This window comes from Frankia nepalensis, from assembly GCF_016786325.1.
In the GTDB taxonomy this organism is placed as follows: Bacteria; Actinomycetota; Actinomycetes; order Frankiales; family Frankiaceae; genus Pseudofrankia; species Pseudofrankia nepalensis.
This window is the reverse complement of record NZ_JADWYU010000175.1, coordinates 1-18545: the sequence shown is the minus strand read 5'-3', so window position 1 is coordinate 18545 and position 18545 is coordinate 1. Positions and strand designations below refer to the sequence as shown.

At 71.8% G+C, this 18545-nt stretch carries 8 protein-coding genes; 5 read left to right on the top strand and 3 right to left on the bottom strand.

The window, feature by feature from the left end:
• The first annotated feature begins 217 nt into the window (after positions 1 to 217).
• Positions 218 to 1057: a hypothetical protein gene (locus I6A81_RS26745; RefSeq protein ID WP_203003900.1), complete on the top strand. Its 840-nt coding sequence runs from the start codon at positions 218 to 220 to the stop codon at positions 1055 to 1057.
• Positions 1058 to 1283: 226 nt separating this feature from the next.
• The gene (locus tag I6A81_RS26740; protein ID WP_203003899.1) at positions 1284 to 2483 is read left to right on the top strand and encodes a DUF2637 domain-containing protein; all 1200 of its coding nucleotides are present in this window, start codon (positions 1284 to 1286) and stop codon (positions 2481 to 2483) included.
• Positions 2484 to 2568: 85 nt separating this feature from the next.
• Here I6A81_RS26740 and mobF read toward each other — a convergent pair whose 3' ends face one another.
• Both mobF and I6A81_RS26730 read right to left on the bottom strand, forming a co-directional pair.
• The gene (gene mobF / locus I6A81_RS45100; protein WP_203003898.1) at positions 2569 to 7389 is read right to left on the bottom strand and encodes a MobF family relaxase; all 4821 of its coding nucleotides are present in this window, start codon (positions 7387 to 7389) and stop codon (positions 2569 to 2571) included.
• Positions 7390 to 7729: 340 nt separating this feature from the next.
• Complete coding sequence (locus tag I6A81_RS26730) at positions 7730 to 8323, bottom strand: NADAR family protein (protein ID WP_307874929.1); 594 nt, start codon at positions 8321 to 8323, stop codon at positions 7730 to 7732.
• 1026 nt (positions 8324 to 9349) lie between these two features.
• Here I6A81_RS26730 and I6A81_RS26725 point away from each other — a divergent pair.
• From I6A81_RS26725 to fxsT, 3 genes are read left to right on the top strand one after another with little or no spacing between them, the layout of a single operon-like run.
• A complete protein-coding gene (locus I6A81_RS26725) occupies positions 9350 to 10864 on the top strand; it encodes a VMAP-C domain-containing protein (protein WP_203003897.1) in 1515 nt (504 codons plus the stop codon).
• Between the two features lie 20 nt (positions 10865 to 10884).
• Complete coding sequence (locus I6A81_RS26720; protein ID WP_203003924.1) at positions 10885 to 11982, top strand: AAA family ATPase; 1098 nt, start codon at positions 10885 to 10887, stop codon at positions 11980 to 11982.
• Positions 11979 to 16463, top strand: a complete 4485-nt coding sequence (gene fxsT, locus I6A81_RS26715; RefSeq protein ID WP_285222972.1) for an FxSxx-COOH system tetratricopeptide repeat protein — start codon at positions 11979 to 11981, stop codon at positions 16461 to 16463. Before I6A81_RS26720 ends, fxsT begins: the two co-directional genes overlap by 4 nt.
• Before the next feature lie 79 nt (positions 16464 to 16542).
• Here fxsT and I6A81_RS26710 read toward each other — a convergent pair whose 3' ends face one another.
• Positions 16543 to 18456 carry a hypothetical protein gene (locus tag I6A81_RS26710; RefSeq protein WP_203003895.1) on the bottom strand — a complete coding sequence of 638 codons (1914 nt, stop codon included), beginning with the start codon at positions 18454 to 18456 and terminating at the stop codon, positions 16543 to 16545.
• Positions 18457 to 18545: the final 89 nt, after the last annotated feature.

Sequence of the window (18545 nt, the reverse complement as noted above, 5' to 3'; positions counted from 1 at the left end):
GCATCGGCATGCCTTAAGGCATGGTGTTACTGTCGGCCCACGCCGCCGACCGCTGACTGGCCGGCGCGCCCATCCACAGCACCCCTTTGGCCTGGAGGATGCGATGGCCCAGCCCGCGCCACGCCCCCTGCCCCTTACTGCCCCGGCCGAGCCCGCCGCCGTAGCCGGCGCGCGGTCTGTTTCGACAGAGCCGGCTGGACCGGTGACGCTGGCCGAGATGACGCTCCCGGCCGCGCCGCCGGCGCGGCCGCGTCGGGCGGTCGGTTATGTCTGTGTCTCCGATGACGAGGACCTGGTCAACGGCCTGCACCAGCGGCTCGCCGGCCACGCGCGGCGCACCGGCCTCGACCTGACCGAGGTCTACGTCGACCGCCCAGTCAGCATCGACGACCTTGACCGCCCTGGGTTGGCGCTCGTCATCGACGAGATCGCCCACCACCCCGAGGCACTGCTGCTCGTCCCGGACCTGTCGCACCTACCGACGACCGCGACCGGCTGGGCGGAGTTGCACGAGCGGTTCACCACCGTCGTGACGGAGATCCGCGCACTCGACGCCCACCCGGCAGGATCTTCAGCCCTTTCGATGGGCATCGCGGTGTCGGGTCCGACCGCCGAAACCGGCCCGGCCCCCACGACCAGCGTGGGCCGAGCGCGGCTGACCGCGCAGGGCCTGTTCGAGGTCACGGTCCTGCCAGACGACGACGTCGCCAGCGTGGTCGCGGCACTGCGCCAGCTCCCTGGTGCCGCCCGGTTCCTTGAGGCGTTGGGCGACGTCGAGACGACGTTCGTCTTCGTAGCCGCCTCGCCGTCGACCGGTGGCCACGAGCTGCTCGGTGATCCGGTGCCGTTTGCCCGTGTGGTCTCGACCGGCCCGGTCGGCGGCGAGCTGGTCGGCCTCACCGCCGGCGACCTCGCTGACAGGCTGCGCGCCGCGCTCGACGGGATGTCGCTGGGGCCGCAGGACGAACACGTGCTGACGTGGTTGGCGACCCAGACCGCCGACCGGGCCCTCACCATCAGCAGCCTGTTGCGGCGCGCCCGCGGCCACGCCGCCTGAGGCCCCCGTTCCGCCAGACGCCCGGCCGGCCGGGCGGGGCCGGCGATGTCCGGGCAGATGGCCTGGGCGATGACCCAGTCTGGCGCGATGTCGTCGGCGATGACATTCACGATGGCCTCGGCGATGCCCGGGACTTTCGTCTCCAGTTCCTGCCGCCGGTTTCCGGATCCGGCCCGCGGATTCGCACTGCGGAAGTAGGAACCCCTACACCTTCTGGTAGGTCGCCATGACCGCTTCCCCCACCACCCGGCCCCGCCCCGACCGGTCGGTCGCTGCCCAGGCGCGCCCGGCCGGGTCGAACGCCGTGCGGCCCGGCGCGGGCCGATCCGTCGCCGGCCCGCGCGCCGCCGCTGACCCGGACGGAGCCGCTGACCTCATCCCGACCCGCCCGGCTGGGGCGGCGCCGACGGCCACGACGACTGACACCTCCGCCGTGCCGACGGCCGGGCCGCGCGACCTGGCCGCCCTTCCGACCGTCGGCGGGCCACGCGGGTCGAGATGGGGGAGCGGTGAGCTGTGGATCCGGCTGGCGACGGTCATCGCTGTCGTCACCGTCGCGCTGATCGCCGGCGCCGTCTCCTACCTGCACATGTCCGGCGTTGCCCGGGAGCATGGCGAGGATCGGCTGACAGCGGCGATCGTGCCGATCTCGGTTGACGGGCTGATCGTCGCGGCGAGCCTGACGCTGCTCGCCGACAGCCGGGCCGGCCGCCGCCGTTCCCCACTGCCCTATGCGTTGCTCGTGTTGGCGTCGGCCGCGAGTGTGGCGGCGAACGTGATGCACGCCGAACCGGATCTTGCAGCCCGGGTGATCGCAGCGTGGCCTTCGGCGGCGTTGATCGGGGCCTACGAAATGCTCGTGAGCCAGATCCGCCGGGCCCGCCCACGACCCGCTGACACCGCCCGCCCCCGCAGGCCCGGCCCGGATGGGACCCCGAGCTCCATACCCAACGGCGATGCCCCGGCCGACCCCGGCAGGAATGACGTCGAAGGGCTCCACGCGGATAGCCAGGAACACCTCCACGGCCAGCGGCACACCGAACCGCCCGCCGCGGCGGAATGCGTCGACCGCCCGGCGGTGTCCGGCTCGCCGTCGCGAGTGTCCGTGCCGCAGACCGAGACTGGTCCGTGCCTGTGGCTGCCGGAGGACGACGTGCCCTGGCCGGCCGACGCCGCCGAGTGGGCTGCGGCGCCGGAGCCGATCCCGCCGGCCGTGCTGACCTGGGCCCTGCGCACCGCCCGCCGCGGCAGCAAACGCGCCCGCCTCGCCGCCACTCTGCTCCGTGACATCGCCCCCGACGACCCACGCACCGACTACGCCCTGGCCCGCGACCTCGCGCCGGTCGTCGACCTGCACGCGGGAACCGCCCGCCGCTACCTGTCCGAATGGCGCCGCCAGGCCACCAGCCAACCCACCGCGGCCTGAGACGGAACCTGTGGCGAGGCGGGGTCGGGTCCCGTGGCTGCCACGGCGTAACTATCCAGGTCGCGGGGCTGGGTGGGTGCCGCTTCTACAGCGTCAGCTGCCCGCCATGAAGGCTGCCGATGTCACGGGCCTGGTCGTAGGCGGTCGCGTCGGTGGGGTTGGCGGGGCGGTTTCCGAGTGCGTGTTGGGTGGGGTCGGTGGTGTCGGGGTGGGCGGGGGTGCCGTAGGGCAGGCCGAGGTGGTGGTGGCGGTAGTGCTCGACGCGGCCGGCGGCCTGATCCCAACCCGTCGTCGCGGCGCCGTCGTGGGGGCGGGGGCCCAGCAGGGCGGTGAGGTAGCCGGCGGCCTGGGACTCCGCGTGGAGGATGGCGTCGGTGGTCTGGTGGTCGAGGGCGGCCTCGACGCGGCGAAGTCGTTCCTCCAGGTTGGCCTTGGCCGCCAGTCCTGCCTGTCTTGTCGTCGCGCCGCTCGTGGCCTTGGCCGGGCCGGGGGTGCTGTGGCCGGCGGGTGGGGCCAGTGCTGTGGTGAGGCTGCGGCGTTCGGCGGCGAGCGCCGAGGTCGGGCTGGTGGCGAGGTGGATCGTTTCGGCGCGGGCGAGCTGGCCGTTGATCGTGTTCCATTCTTCCTGGGCGGTGCTGGGGGTGGGTAGGTCGTAGAGCGTCGGGTCGAGGCCGGCGTGGCGGCACAGAGCGGTGACGCGGTGGTCGAGGACCGCGGCCGCGGTGCGGATGTGGTCGACCGGGTCCTGGCGGAGGCCGGCGGCGAGCTGGTCTGCGGGGTGGCCGGCGTCGAGGAGGGCGTGGAGGCCGGCGATGGCTCGCTGGCGGGGGACGGTCTGGCCTGGGCTGGTGAACCGGGTCCGGACGGGGTCGGGCAGGGGCGCGGCCCAGGTGTCGGCGAGCCGGACGGCCTGGCCGCGTTGTAGCAGCCAGGGGTCGCGTTCTCGGTCGTGGGGAGTGGCGCCGGGTGGTGGGCCGGTTGCCCACGCGGGGGCGGTGGGCTGGTGGCGGGCGTGGTAGATCGCGAGGCCGCCGACCGCGTCGTCCCACGCTGCCCGCCGTGGCCCGGCGGCTGGGCGTGGTCCGAGCCGGACGACGAGTTCGGCATGCGGGTCGGCGAGTGCCGCGGCGCGGATCGCGGCCTCGGCGGCGAGCTCGGCGCGGCGGAGCACCACCTGCCACGGCACCCCGCCGACCGGCGCGCCGCGGCTGTCGGCCAGTCCGTCGGGCGCGGCCGGTCCGGCTCCCGACCCGGCCGGCGTGCCGCCCCCCTCCGGCGCGGGGCGTGCGGCGCGGTTTGGCTCGTCTGGCGCGAGCGGCGCGGCGCGGTTCGGCGCGAATGGCGCGTGTGGCGCGTGGGCCGCGCCGGACGTGGTGGGACGCGCCGTCGCGGGCGTGGACGTTACTGGGACGCCCGGGCCAGGGCGCTGTTCCGGGGTCCATCGGCTGAGGCGTAGGGCGGTGAGTTCGGCGAGGGTGTGGGTGGCGCGGAGCTGGTGGGCGGCGGTGGCCAGCGGGTCGTGGGTGTGGGTGGGCTGGTCGGGTTGGGAGCGGTCGAGCCGCGCGGCGAGCCGTTCGATCGGGTCGTCCGAGCCTGGGGGAGGGGTGGCGGGGAGCCAGGTCTCGTCGTCGTCGCGGGTGTTGAGGTCGTCGCGGCGGATGAGGTAGGCGGCGAGGTCGGTGCGGGCGCGCGAGAGCATGACGTAGAGGCCGGGTCGGGTGGTGTCGTCGGTGACGACGGCGCGGGCGGTGTTCATGGTGGAGCCCTGGGCTTTGGCGGCGGTCAGGGCGTAGGCGTGGGTGAGGCCGCCGTCGCGGCCGTCGTCGAACTGGTGGGTCAGGTAGGCCCATGGCACTGTCACGGTGCCCTTGGACGGGAAGTAGACCGTCACGGTCTGGGAGTCCAGGTCGCCTGGGTTGGCGTGGATGGCGGTGATGACGCCGATGGTGCCGGTGCGGATGTAGGCCGAGGCGGGCCGGCCGGCGGGGATGAGGGTGTGACCGGTCTGGGTGAGGGTCACGACCTCGTCGCCCGCCTGGAACTGCCGGCCCGCGACGGTCAGTGCCGGGCCGGTCAGGGTGCCATCGGCGGTCAGGATCGCGCGGGCTGCCTGGTTGAGTGCCTCGACCTCGCGGTGTCGCTCGGCCATCAGGTGTGCTCGGACCGGTTTGGGTGGCCGGGCGGGCGGAGGGCGCGCGGCACCGTCACCAGGGCCGTCGGCGTCCGCCTGGTGTCGGGTCGCGTCGAGGTGGCGGCGACGTTCGGCGTACCAGTCGGCCACGGCCTGGGCGAAAAGCGTGTCCGGGCCGTCGGCGAGGTGGATCTTGCCGGCGGTGGCGAGGCGGTCGAGCGCGGCCATCGGGGTGGCGGACTCGCCGCGCAGCGCGTCCAGCGCGGCCCGCACCGCCGCCAGTTCCGGCCCGGCCTGGCGGTGCACGGTCGTCAGCGTCGGCACATCGAGGGTCGTCTCGACGAGGTGGCGAAACCAGCCGCCCGCCGCGACCGAACCGAGCTGCGCCGGGTCCCCGAGCAGGATCACCACCGTCCCGGTCCGGGCAGCGTAGGTCAGGAGGCGGACGGCGTCACGTGTTCCTACCTGGGTCGCCTCGTCAACGATCAGCACCGACCCGGACGGCCACACCCCGGCCAGGTCGCCGACGGGGTCGGCGTCGACGGCGTCGAGCAGGGTCAGCCAGCTCGCGACGACCCGCGCCGGGACGCCGATGCGATCGGCTAGCTCCTCGGCCTGGCGTCCGCCGTGCGCGGTCGCGAACACCGCCCGGCCTTCCGCTTGGACGATGGCGGTCAGGACACGCATCGCCTCTGTCTTGCCGGTTCCCGCCGCGCCGACCGCGAGGCGCACCAGGTCCTGGTCGACGAGGAGCCGACGCACCACCTCCGCCTGCTCCACGGACAGCACCAGCCCGGCGCGGCCGGCACGCGCCGCATCACCGGTCCGTGGGCCCACGGCGCGATGGGCGCGCGCCGCGTCGGCGCGTAGGGGAGAGAGGCCCCTCGCCGCGCCACTCGCGCCACTCGCGCCGGCCGTGTTCGCGCCGTTCGCGCCGTTCGCGCCGGACGTGCCGCGCCAGGTCGCGTCAGGGCCGGACGGGCCGCGCGCCGCGGCGGCCAGGTAGGCGTCGACGAGCCGGGGGCTGGCCAGAACGCGCGGCGCGGCCCCGGCGGCGACCCGGCCCTGACGGATCAGCGCGAGCAGCCGCTGTTCGGCGGCGAGCATGTCCTCGACGGTGTAGAGCGGTTCCGGTTCTTGCCGGCGCCGCTGGCCGGGTGTCGTGGTGAACAGGTGGACTACCCGCGGGTCGCCGAGGAACCGGTCGGCGAGCAGGTCGATGGCTTCCCCACCGAGGCGATCGCGGCTCAAGGCAGCGATGTGGCGGACGACGTCGCGGCGGTCGAACGTCGTCGTCTTCTCCGTGAGGCCGGTAGGGCCGGTCAGCTGGGTGAACAGGTCGGCGACGTCCTGGTCGCTCACCGGCTGGGGCCGGTGCTCCGCCGCCGCGGTGGCGAGTTGGCGGACCTGGTCGACGGTCCACCCGGCCGCGGTCAGCCGTTCGACCTGCAACGCGCGCACCGCGTCGTCGGCCAGGACCTGCTTGGGCGTCCGGGAGCCGCGCTGCGCGGCGGTCATCGTCGCCCCCGACGGCTCGAACCCGGCGGCGACGAGCTGCGCGAACTCCTCCATCACCTGCCCGTGGCGCGTCGAGAACGCCGCCAACAGGTCGGTGGGAAACGCGGCCAGCTCGGCGACCCCGTTGCGGACCGGCCCCCACTGAAGGCCCAGGCGCTGGGTGAGCTCGTGGCGCAGCACCGCGGCGCCGACGAACCCCGCCGTCCGGATGTGAGACAGCAGGACCTCGCCGTCGACTGCCCGCCACTCCCAGCCCGACATCTCCGCCCCGCCACCGCGAGCCTGGCCATCCGGATCGTCCTCGTCGGCGGGTACGACCACCGCGTTGATCACAATGTTGTGGACGTGCAGATGCGCCTCGACGCTGCGCGACACGTCATGGAGGTAGGACGCCGCCACGAGGCCGGTCGCCCGCCGGTTGTGCCCGGCGACCTTCCCGAACGCGGCATGCCGTTCCAGATAGCTGATCGTGGCGTTGACCGCCGCGTCCAGCGCGCCCGCCACGTCCGCCCGGATCGCTGGGTCTCCGAAGGCCCACAGCAGGCTGACCGACTTCGGCGCCGCGCAGACGATGTCGAACCCGAGCACCGTCGCCGGCGCCACCCGCGCCGCGATCCATCGCTCGAGGTCGCCACGGCGTACCCGCCACTGGCCGTCCGTGCCCTTCACTCCGCCCAGCCCGCCACCCGGCGGGCTGGGCGCGGCGTCGTCGCCTGCCTGGCCCGCCACCGCCTGCCCGATCCGAACACCGTCGGCGGACAGCCCTGCCGCTGGCTCGGACGGTTCCGAACCACCGTCGGTAGAGGTCTGCCTGGCATCGGCGTGGGCCGTGTTGCCGAGGAGGAAACGTAGATAGGTGGCGCTCACGCCGGCGAGCACCGACGCCTCGGCCAACGTCAACAACTCGTCCTCGTGGCCAGAGGCCGCGTCGCTGCGGCCGGCCGGCCCGGCCGACGCTGGGTCGGCGGACCGTGCCCGCGCCGCCGACCCGGCCGCCGCCAGCAGCGGCAGCCCGGTCACCGCGTGCCGGCCCTCCAGCAGCCGAGCCAACGCCTGACCGGTCACCTCGCTCCGCAACCCGACCAGCTCCGCGAGCTGCCCCCGGGCCCAGCCGGCCGCCCGGCCGTAGTAGCCCGCCAACTCGGCCGACGATCCGGGCTGACCACCCTCCACATAAGCGACCACCGCCCGGACCGCCCGTCCGAGATCCCCGGGTGAGGTGGGACGGACCCGCAACACCCGCGCTGTCGCGATCATCGGGCACCACCGGTCCGGGCCGCCCGGGGACGAGACAGACAGCAACCAGCACAACAGTGACCGTGACTTGGCATGGGACGCTCCGATCAGTGACGAGCAACGGCCCCGGTCGAACCGGAAGCCGCGAAGACAGCTCTCACTCTTCGAAGCGCCGTCATCGTCACGGCCCTCGCGCATGACATCGCGTCCCGGGTCGGTCATCGCCCCGGCCCTCGCGGACGACCTCGCGAACGACCTCGTGACCGACCTCGTGACCGACATCGAGGCAGGTGGTGGCCGGCGCCATGCCTGCCAGCCGCCCGGCCCGACGGGGCCGCTGCCGGCGCTCGCCGGTGGGCGTTCAGGGGCGGAGCGCGGCGCGGACGTCCATGAGCGCGAAGCCGAGGAGGTTCAGGCCGGGCCAGTCGGCTGGGTGGTGGGCGCGGGGGTCGGTGGCGGCCAGGCCGATGCCCCAGACCGGGTCGAGCGGGCTGGCCTCGGCGAGGACGTCGTCGCCGGTGGCGAGCAGGAAGGCGCGCGGCCGGTCGTGCTGGGTGAACTTCGCGAGGTTGGCCGCCACGACGATCTCGTAACGATGTCGCTGCCAGGTCGTCTCGTCGAAGCCGCGGACGCGGCGGCCGAGGGCCTTCGCACGGCCGGGGTCCTGGGTGGCGAGGATGGCCTGCTCGGTCTTGTCGTCGCCGAACAGCCGGGCCTTGCCGGCCATCATGTAGTGCTCTGCGGTGGCGTAGCGCCGTCCGTCGGCGGTGAACGGCGCGGCGAACCACTGCCTCAGGCAGCTCGCCCCGACCCCGCCGCCGGCCCGGGGCCGGTGGCCCCAGAAGAACCGGAACGACAGCGCCACCCCGTCGAGCTCCGCCTGGAGCAGATCATCCACGCGGCGCGGATGTCCGGACCTCGTCATCGGCGTCGGCTCTCGGGGCTCGCTGATCACGAACGGGATCCTTCCACGACGCCGGGCCTGGCCTCACCTGCTTTCCCGACCGCGGCGAGGACGGCGCATCGTCGGCCCCTGCGCGCGGCCGCAAGGCGACGCTCAGCGCGACAGTCAACAGCAAACTGAAACGTCAGTGCGACTGATGATCTCCGAAAATCCCTCCTGGAATTCCGTCCCGCCGCTGTTGGCTACCGGGTAAAACCTTCCGAGGGGATCTTCCTGCCGCGTGACAATGAGCCGGCTCCCTGGAACAAGCCCCAGCCCTTCAAGATCACGGCCCAAGGCCCCTCTGCTCCGGCACACATGGTCCTTGCGGCGTAGCCGCAAGGACCCAGGAAGAGGAATCACCGTCCTGTGCCGCCGCGTGCCACAGGCTTTCTGGACCGTAATGAGATCTCGTGGCTTGCCGCGCGCAGTGTAAATACTGTCGACGGCGTACGGCCCGTGGGCAGGTCGACTACCGCGGCACACGCCCGGTGGCGGGTAGAACGAAATGGTGGGCACGCCAGCGGGCGCCTGGTCACCTGTACCAGCCACCCGGACAGCCCGGCCCGCGGCGCTCCCAGCGGCGGCACCCTTCTGTGGTCACCCGCCGAGACCCCGGACCATCTCGCCGACGTCTCAACGAGCCTGACCGCGGGCGCCCGGGTCTGGTCGCCCTCCGACTCGATCAACACCGTCCGAGCCGATCAGACATCGACTACCTCGACGGCATCCTCCACGAATACCAACGAGCCTCCTGATCAAGGAGCTGGCCAGCGACCGTCCGGTCTTCCGACCGGAGCCTGAACCACCCGCCCGGCGCGGCACCTGGTCATGGCTTTTGGCAGGTCGCCGCCCGTGAAGGTCAATCTGAGCCGACAGACATCGGTACACCCCTTGGGCCGGTGGGTGCAGGCGGCGCGCCCGGCGCGTCCGATCCAGATTGGAGCATCGAGCGTCGAGGGCTGTGGACGGGTGCCATGCTGTGTTCTGGGCTGAGAAATGTGCAGTGTCGGCGAGAGACAACGGAGCAGGGGGCCGGTGACCGATCCGAGCGCGCGGTCGACGGAGGACGACGGTCCTCGCGCTGAGATCGAGCGCAGGATGGTCGAGGTTCTCGACGGCTGCTTGGACCTGCAGACCGCGACAAGCAGGCAGCTCCTCCTGGATCGCATGGAGAAGGTCTCCGGAAGGAGTCTGCGGATCGTCGACCACTCCGCGTCCCGGCTTTGGTTCATGTCGCTCGTCAGCGCCTGCGCGCCGGACCCGATGCACCGGGCCGCTCTGGTGGGAGCCCTGGGCACGATCGTGCGGGATCCGGCCGTCGATGCCGCGCTCCGACGGCTCCAGGACGAATGGGAGGCGGTCGAATCGACCGATCTCGCCGGTGAGGCCTTCTCGACCCTTCGGGTCGAGCTGGGAAACATCGCGCGGCCGGACTTCGCCGAGGCGTATTTGGTGGCCAGCGACGGTCGGGTACCGCAGCCGCCGCCGCACTGCCGGACCGCGTGGGACGCCTTCGTTCATCTCGTAGGCGTCAACTCCGAGCCTTCCGGGCTACCACCTCATATGATTTTTCTTGAGAGGATTGCCGACCGGTTAGATCCGGCGGCGGGGCGGATAGCCGGGGAATGGAACCGCCGACAGGCGCGTGGGTGGGGTTTCGAGCAACGGCTCGCCGAGATAAGGCACACCAGTTCCCGCCAGGTCTACCGTCACTCGCAAATCTATCTGACCATACAGTTTGAGCCGGATGGAATTGACCCCGAGCTCTTCCTTATGTCGTGGTGGCGGCAGCGCGACGATCCGCGGGCGGTCGTGGAACGCGGTACGCCGGAACTGGTTCGCAGAGACGAGATGGAGCGCAGCGTCGCGGCGATCCTCCAGACCTTTGACGGAGCAGTCGAGGACCGACCCGCCGCGAAGGCCATCGAGTTCATCCTTCCCTTCGAACTGCTCGGCACCCCCGTCGAAAGGTGGCGCATGCAGGACTCGTCCGTGCCCGCTCGCAGCATCGGGCAGGACTACCCGGTCGTGCTGCGCAGCCTGGAGCGCCTGCGCACTCCGCGATGGCATCGGGCCTGGCGTCGTCGGTGGGACCGGTTGATGCATGAGCCGGCGTCGACCGGTGCCTTCTGGAGCAAGCCCGACGGGCAGGACTACCTTCCACGTCTCGAGCGTGCTCTCGCCGCCGACGAGACCCTGACGGCGCTGATCCTCAGCGAGCCGCCCGACGACCCGGGAGGAATCGGCTTGCGGGAGGTGGCGGTCGCGCTGCGCACCGGTTTACCCGTGATTATCTGGAACCGGTCGCCGGGGCCGGGAGACGACTTCGGCGAGGCCCTGCGGGAATTGGTGACGGCGCATGACCTGGCCGGCCTCCCGACGCGTGCACGCCAGCTACGCCTTGCTGCTTCACGACAACCAGAGCACGACAACGACTCCGTGCATCTAGGAAGGCACCTCGCCCTGCTGTGGGACGATCCCGAGCGGCAGCCGGAGCGGGGTGTCCTGGTTCCTTCACCGGACAGGCCCAGAAAGGGGATCCGCCCGTGACCCTCGATAACTCGACCACGATGCGCACGGCTGGGCTCTCCGGGCAGCGGGAGAGCTGGTGGTTGTTCCAGGGGACAGGGCTTCCTCTGGAACCAGCGGAACGTGACCGGCGCTGGCCGGCACCGCCGCCATGGCGGAACTTTGGCGGAGGGCCGGATCTCCCGCCACCCCCGCCCGACGACCAGGAAACGGAGCGCAGGCTGGGGGCGGTCGCGTCGGGCCTGTTCGACAGCAGCCAGATCTCGGTCATCAACGCCGCCCTCTTTCTACGCCGACCGCTGCTGGTCACCGGGCGACCGGGCTCCGGCAAATCCAGCCTGGCCTACCTCATCGCGCGGGAGCTGCGGCTCGGCCGGGTCCTGCGGTGGCCGATCACCAGCCGTACGGCGGTCCGATCGGGCCTCTACGAGTACGACGCCATCGGCCGGGCGCAGGCCACCGTCCAGCTCGGCAACGCGGTCGCGGCTCGGTCGAACGCTCCTGACCTCGCTGCGCAGGGCCCGCCGGACAGCCGTGCGGCGGACACGATGACCGGCCCACCGATCGGGGACTTCGTCCACCTGGGTCCGCTCGGAACGGCGCTGCTGCCGCGCCAGCAGCCCCGCGTCCTGCTGATCGACGAGATGGACAAGAGCGACTTCGACCTCCCGAACGACCTGCTGAACATCTTCGAGGATGGCGAGTTCTTCATCCCGGAACTCGCTCGGATGCGAAATCAAACGGTCGAGATTGACGTCTACACGGCCGATCCCGGTGGTCGAGCCGTTATCAAGGATGGGACGGTCCGATGCCACGCATTCCCCGTCGTCATCATCACCAGCAACGGCGAGCGCGAGTTCCCGCCGGCCTTCCTCCGGCGGTGCACCCGGCTGGACCTTCCCGACCCGGATCTCGACCGGCTCGCCGCGCTGGTGGCTGCACACTTCCCCACGGAAGAACCGATCCACAGTGATCTGGTCGCGAGATTCGCCCAGCGCCGAGAGGAGCTGGGCGGCCTGGCCGCCGACCAGCTCCTGAACGCTGCGTACCTGGCCACCTCCGGCGCCCGCGGCGATGAACGGGCGTGGAACGAGCTCCTCGACGCGGTGTGGCATCGACTGTCACCGGAATTCCGATGACAGCTTCCGCAGACCATCCGGACGGCGGCGACTCTGCGGAGCACGCACGTCGGCTGCCGCAGGACTCTCCCGACCAGCTGACCCCTCGTGAGATCGCGGAATCGCTGTGGCTGTGGGAGCGCATTGGATCGGGCGAGCCGAATGGATCCAGCCCGACGGACCGGGGCCCGGTAGGCGGCCTGGGCTCTGGCCGCCTACCGGAAAACCGAGCGGACGCGGAGACAGACTTCCCGCCGGGACCCGAAGCCGGGCCGGTGGATTCGTCCCAGCACCCATTCGCGTCTCCGGAACCATTCGGGTTCCCGGCTCCCTCGGCCGCCGGCGCCGCCGGCGCGCCGGGCCCAGGAGGGCTGGCGCGGGCCAGTGCGAGCACCAGGGCTCAGGGATTCCACGGCCTGTCCCGGCTCGCAGACCAGATGGCGATGCACCGCGCGCTGCGGCCGCTCGGGCAGACAGTGCGATCCGCCGACCGGACCGTGCTCGACCTCGAGGCGACGGCGGAACACCTCGCGAACGAAGCACTGTTCATACCGCACTTTCGAGCCGCCCAGGAACGGCGGTGGGAGATCACGCTCATCGTCGACGAGAGCATGTCCATGAACCTCTGGACCGGAATGGTGCCCAGCCTGCTCGACGTGCTTACCCGCCAGGGCGTCTTCCGGGACGTCCACATCCGTTTCATGGACTCCGACGCGGCCGAGCCCGGGGTCCTCTACTCCCGCACACGCCAGGCCCGCAGGACCGCGTGCGCGCCGGGCGATCTCCTGGATCCGAGCGGACGCCAGATCCTCTGGGTGCTCACCGACGGAGTGGGCAAGGCCTGGCGGGGCACCGACCTGTCCGCGCGGCTCTGGACGTGGGGGCGCAGGGTGCCCACGGCGATTGTCAACCCGCTGCCGGATTACCTTTGGCACAGAACGGGCCTGCAGTGCGAACGGGTCCGGCTGACCAACGCCGACAACGGTCGCCCCGGAGCACCCCCGTCGTGGCGGTTTCACGACGAGTGGCGACGCCTCGAGCAACCGGCCGAGCAGCTCGCGCAGACCGTTCCGATTCCCGTCATCGAGCTGAACCCGCGATGGCTCGCGGTCTGGGCACGCTTTCTGTCCGGACGAGGGTCCGGATGGACGGATATGCCCGCGTTCCTCGCTGGGCCGTACGCCCCGCCGCTCCCGGACCACGGCGAACCTGATGACAGCACGACGGCCGATCCACTGCTCTCCCCCCGGGATCAGGTCCGGCGGTTCAGGGCGGCTGCCTCTCCAAGCGCGTTCGAGCTGGCCACCCAGCTGGCCGCCGCGCCGCTCACCTGGGCCGCGGTCGAGCTCGTGCTCACGATGGTCCCCGGCGCGACCCGCCAGCACCTTGCGGAGATCTTCCTGTCCGGCCTGCTCCAGACCGTCGCTCGCGACGACCTGAGGGCTCCCGAAAGGGTCGTGCTCGATTTCGCTCCCGGCACCCGGGCGGAGCTGCTGGCCTCCGGCCGCAGGGCAGACACCAGACGAGTCCTGCTGGCCGTCGGCGCGCTTCTCGGACCGCACGTGCCGGCAATGCGTGACCTGGACCGGGTCCTCGACGACCCGGACCTGGCGCCGGACATCCCCGTCACCGCCGACAGCCGGCCGTTCCTCGCGTTCCAGGAGACGGTGCTGGCAGCCCTGTCCGGCCGCTATCTGGGACGGTCCCGCCGGCTGACAGCCGCGCTCCGTCCCGTCGAGCCGTTCCCGGCGGCGTCATCGGTGACAATGGCCACCTGTCGGACCCCAGCGGACGAGGCGCCGGCCGTAGGGGGTGCGGTGATCGGTGACGGCCTGCACGACTCGAGAGCTCGTGCGGGCACCTCCGCCCTCGAGTCCCCGCCGACCGCATCCGTCACCGCCGTCGCGCCCGCGGCGCTCACAGCCATCGCCACGCCCGTGCCTCCCACGGTCATCGCCACGACGAGTGAAGCGTCCGCTGGACGCGACGCGGAAAACGGGTCGCCGTCGATCTGGGGACACGTTCCGCCCAGGAACCTTCACTTCACCGGACGCGCCGAAGCACTGGGAACGCTGCACGGCTCGCTCCACGAGACGACGAGCGCCCTGCGTCAGGTGGCACTGCACGGGATGCGCGGAGCCGGGAAGTCGCAGCTCGCGGTCGAATACGTCTACCGATACCAGCAGAACTACGACCTGATCTGGTGGATCTCGGCTGCGGCCCCGGCCCGCATCGTCTCCGCCCTCGTCGGCCTCGGCCAGCGGCTGCGCGTGCCAGCTGAAGGCGAGCCGGACGACGTGGTCACCGCCGTGCTCGAGGCACTCCGCCGGGGCAAACCCCTGCACCGGTGGCTTCTCGTCTTCGACGACGCCCACGACCCCCGGACCGTCCGACAGTACTTTCCCCGGGATGGGCGGGGATCGGTGCTGGTCACCACCCGCAACCCGCAGTGGGCCCACGCCGCCCGCCAACTGACGCTCGACGTGTTCCAGCGGGCGGAGAGCCACGAGCTGTTGCGTCGTCAGGGGCCCTATCTGGGCCACGACGAGGCGGACCAGATCGCCCAGGCTTACGGAGACCTGCCGCTCGCCATCGGTCAGGCCGTGCGCTGGCTGGCCGACACGAAGATGTCGGCGTCGGAGTATCTAGGGCTGGTCGCGTCACCGGTCGGGCGACCTGAGCTGCTGCGCACCGCGCCTCCAGTCGACTACGAACGCTGCCTCATGGATGCCTGGGAGGTGGAGCTCAACGAGCTCACCGCGAGCCAGCCGGCGGCACTGCGGCTCCTGCACCTGTGTGCCTTCCTCGACGGCGCAGCGATTCCCCGGTGGATCCTCATGGCGGGCGGCTCGAAGGGGGACATCCCGGAGCTGGGCGACGTTCTCCGGGACCCGATGCGATTCGGCCACGCGATATGTGAGCTGAGCCGGCACGCGCTGGTCCAGGTCGATGACCGTTCGGGCGCGCTCCGGGTCCATCCCGTGCTGCAGGCCGTCCTGCGGGAACGCATGGCCCCGGACGAGCGTGAGCGGATGCGCCGGGCCGCGCAGGTCCTGCTGGCTGCGGCCGACCCGGGCGATCCCGCGAAGGTCGCGCACTGGCCGCGGTTCGCGGAACTCTACCCGCACGTTCTGAATGATGCGATGATGGACTCGGAAGTCGCCGGAATCCGGCAAACAATCTTGAACGAAATACGCTACCTGTATTGCTTTGGCGAGTATGACGCCTGCCTTGAGGCCGCGAGAGAAATTCACGACGTCTGGCATCGGATGCTCGGCGCGGAGCATGCGAGCACGCTCGAGGCAGCCGGCCTCCTTGGCCGTGGGCTTTTTGCCACCGGGCGGCACCGTGAGGCGACGGACGTCAACTCGCGCCTGCTCGAGCTGTACGCGCGTCTTCGCCGCGAGAACTGTGCGCGGGCCGTCGAGACGCTTTGCGCCGCGGCGGGGGACCGCCGGGCGGAAGGCCGTTTCGACTGGGCGCTTGAGCTCAGCGAGCAGGCGTATGAGCGGGCTGGCAACGCACCCGACGCTGACATACGTCTTCTCCCGGACGCTACGCGGGATCTCACAGTGAGCCTTCGCCTGATCGGTGACTTTCGGCGGGCTCAGGATCTGGACAGGGAGCTGTGGGAGCGTTGCGCCACCCTCCTCGGCCACGGCGACGTTGTGACCCTCGCGGCTCTGAGCGCCCTGCTCTCGGACCGCCGGGAGCTGGGCGAGAGCCAAACCCTGCTGCCGCAGCTCGAGCGGCTGGTCGCCGAGCTCCGGCAGCTCGTGGGACGAAGCCACCCGCTTCTCCTGGAGACATTTCATGGACTTGCCGTCACCTATCGCAGGGCCGGCCAGCATGAGAGCGCGCTCGAGGCGTCACATGAGGTCGGTCTGCTTTGCGCCCGGCGATACGGCGACGACCACCTGATGACCCTCGCGGCCAGATCGAGCCTGGCAATAGACCTGCGCTACCGCGGCGAGCTGCACGAAGCGGGGGAGCTGTGCACCGGGGTGGTCGCCGGTTTCCGCCGGGGCCTTGGTGACGAGCACCCGCACACGCTGTCCGCCGAGGTGAACCTCGCGGCGACGCGCCGGCTCGCCGGCGACGCCGACGCGGCGTACCAGACGGACAGCAGGGCGTTTCAGGGGCTGAGCGGCAGGCTGGGACACGATCATCCGCTGACGCTTGCGTGTGCGGTCAACCTGGCGAACGACCTGTACGCACTTGGCGACTCCCAGGCCGCCTATGACCGCGACCAGGACACGGCGGAACGCTCGCGGCGCACGGTCGGCGCCACCCATCCCGCCACGCTCGCGGTCTCGGTGAACATAGCGGTGGACCTGCGCGTGCTCGGTCGGCAGGACGAGGCCGAGAAGCTCCATGCCCGGACGTTGTCGGACCTGCGAAGCACGCTCGGCGCCGACCATCCCGTCGTCCGATGGGCCGCCGCGTGGTGCCGGCTCGACCGCGATCTCGATCCGATGCCGCTCGCCCCGGTCACCGGATAGCACACCGACCACCTGGCACGCCGCGACACCACGACACCAAGACGCCACGGACCGAACGCATCGGCGCGGTCGGTCGCCGTCACGGCCACCAGCGTTGGACGCGAACGACCGCCCGAATCACGGAATGGCTGAAGGCGGGCGATGACGCGGCCGCCAGGACCGCCGGCAGAACGGCGAGGACGTGTGCTCGACTCGCCCGCGCGCCCGTTTCCACGGCCTGCCGCCAGTAGCGGATGTCGCCTGACGCCCGGGTGGGGGCCTGGGCCACCGCCACGGCCGCGACGGCCTGGGCGCGGCAGAGAGCGTCATCGATCGAGGCGGCGGACAGGAAAGCCCGCTCTGCGGTATCCGGCGGGAGATGTGGAGCCAAGGCCTCAAGCGCCTCAAGACGCGCGTGGGAGTTCTTCACCTCGTTCACGTCCGCGACGGCGGCACCAAGCGCGCCGAGGCGTTCCTCGTACGGCAGGTACGGGGCCAGGGCGGCCAGCGCCGCGGCCCGGCACGGTATGTCGGAAATCTGGGACGCCGCGGCCCAGGCGGTGGTCAAAGATTCTCCGCCAAGGTGGGGGGCCAGCGCGACCAGGGCGTTCCGGCGGGCGGACGGATCGTCGATAGTGCAGGCCGTCCGCAGCACGGTCCTTGTCAGCGGCTCCGGGAGCCGCGCGGTGAGGGCGACCACCACCTCCGCCTTGCCGACTGGATCGTCGATGTCGTGCGCGATGCTCAGCGCTGTCCCGAGCTGAGCCTCGTCGAGGTGCGGTGTCAGGACAACGAGCGCGCGCGACCGGATATGCTGCGACGCTATCTCGCCAACCGCCCGCAGGGCGGAACCGAGAGCCAGGACGCGTTTCTGGGGCGGGAGGTAGGGCGCCAGCGCCCCGGTGGCACGCGCCCGGGAGTAGGCGTTGGCGATGGTCTCGGCGACACGCAGCGCCTCGCTGACTGCCGCGGCCCGTTCCTCAGCTGGCAGGTGCCTCACCAGCGCGCCCACCGCCTCAACCCAAGCGGAGGGTTCCTGGACAGTGACGGCATGGACCAGGGCGGCCCTGACCGTCGCGGCTCGGCCCTCGGCTGGTAGATGTGGCGCCAGCATCCCGACCGCCTCGACCCTTGCCGTCGGGTCTTCCAGGAGGGCGACGGCGTTCGACGCGGCGGCGACGGCCGCGACGGCGGCGGTACGGTCGGCGGCGGCGAGGTAGGGCGCCAGTCCGGCGACGGCGCGCGCCCGGGACCTCGCGTCACGCAGACCGCCAGCCAGGCTCGTCGCGGCTGGCAGCAACCCGGCGGACGACAAGCGCGCGGCCAGCGCGACGACGGACACAGCGCACAGATGCGGATCGTCGATCGCGCCGACGGCTCGCAAGGCGGTGCCCAGCAGGTCGGCGGGTAGGTGCGGAGCAAGAACGCGCAGCGCCTCGGCTCGTCCCGACGCGCTCTCGATCGTTTCCACGGCATGCAGCGCAGCGCCGAGCAGCGCCGTCCGGTCGTCTCCTTCGACGAGCCGCGCCAGCGCGCAGGCCATGGTGGCCCGCGAGCAGGGATCGTCCACCGTGCCGACGGCCCGCAGCGCGGCATCGAGCAGGTCGGCGGGTAGGTGCGGAGCAAGAACGCGCAGCGCCTCGGCTCGCCAGGAGACGTTCTCGATGGCGCCGATGGACTCGAGGGCGGGGCCGAGGAGACCGGACCGATTCTGCCCGTCCAGATACGGTGCCAACGCGCCGGCAGCGTCCGCCCGGGCGCGCGGGTCGCCGATGGCCCGCGCGGCCCGCGCGGCGACCGGAAGCAGGTCCTCCGGCAGATAGGGGACGAGCGCGCGCAACGCCCAGGCCCGATACGTTGGATGCGCGATCTGGCAAGCTTCCTGGAACGTGGAACCGACAGCCGCGCGCCTCTCCCGCGCAGGCAGAGAATCCGCCAGAATCCCGACCGCCTCGGCCCGGGAGTACGGATCGAGGATGGCGTGCAGGGAGCCCACCGCGGAATCGAGCGCCACCGCCTTGTCCTCCCCTCTGAGTCCTCCGGGCCCTTCGGCCGGCCGCGCAAGCGCGGAAATTTTGGGGGTGGCTCGTTCGGGTGGTCTGT

What these genes read in the sequence shown, in the direction of transcription:
- I6A81_RS26740 (WP_203003899.1), top strand. Translation starts at nt 1,284, where the DNA reads ATGACCGCTTCCCCCACCACCCGGCCCCGCCCCGACCGGTCGGTCGCT.
- I6A81_RS26745 (WP_203003900.1), top strand. Translation starts at nt 218, where the DNA reads ATGACGCTCCCGGCCGCGCCGCCGGCGCGGCCGCGTCGGGCGGTCGGT.
- mobF (WP_203003898.1), bottom strand. Translation starts at nt 7,389, where the DNA reads ATGATCGCGACAGCGCGGGTGTTGCGGGTCCGTCCCACCTCACCCGGG.
- fxsT (WP_285222972.1), top strand. Translation starts at nt 11,979, where the DNA reads ATGACAGCTTCCGCAGACCATCCGGACGGCGGCGACTCTGCGGAGCAC.
- I6A81_RS26720 (WP_203003924.1), top strand. Translation starts at nt 10,885, where the DNA reads ATGCGCACGGCTGGGCTCTCCGGGCAGCGGGAGAGCTGGTGGTTGTTC.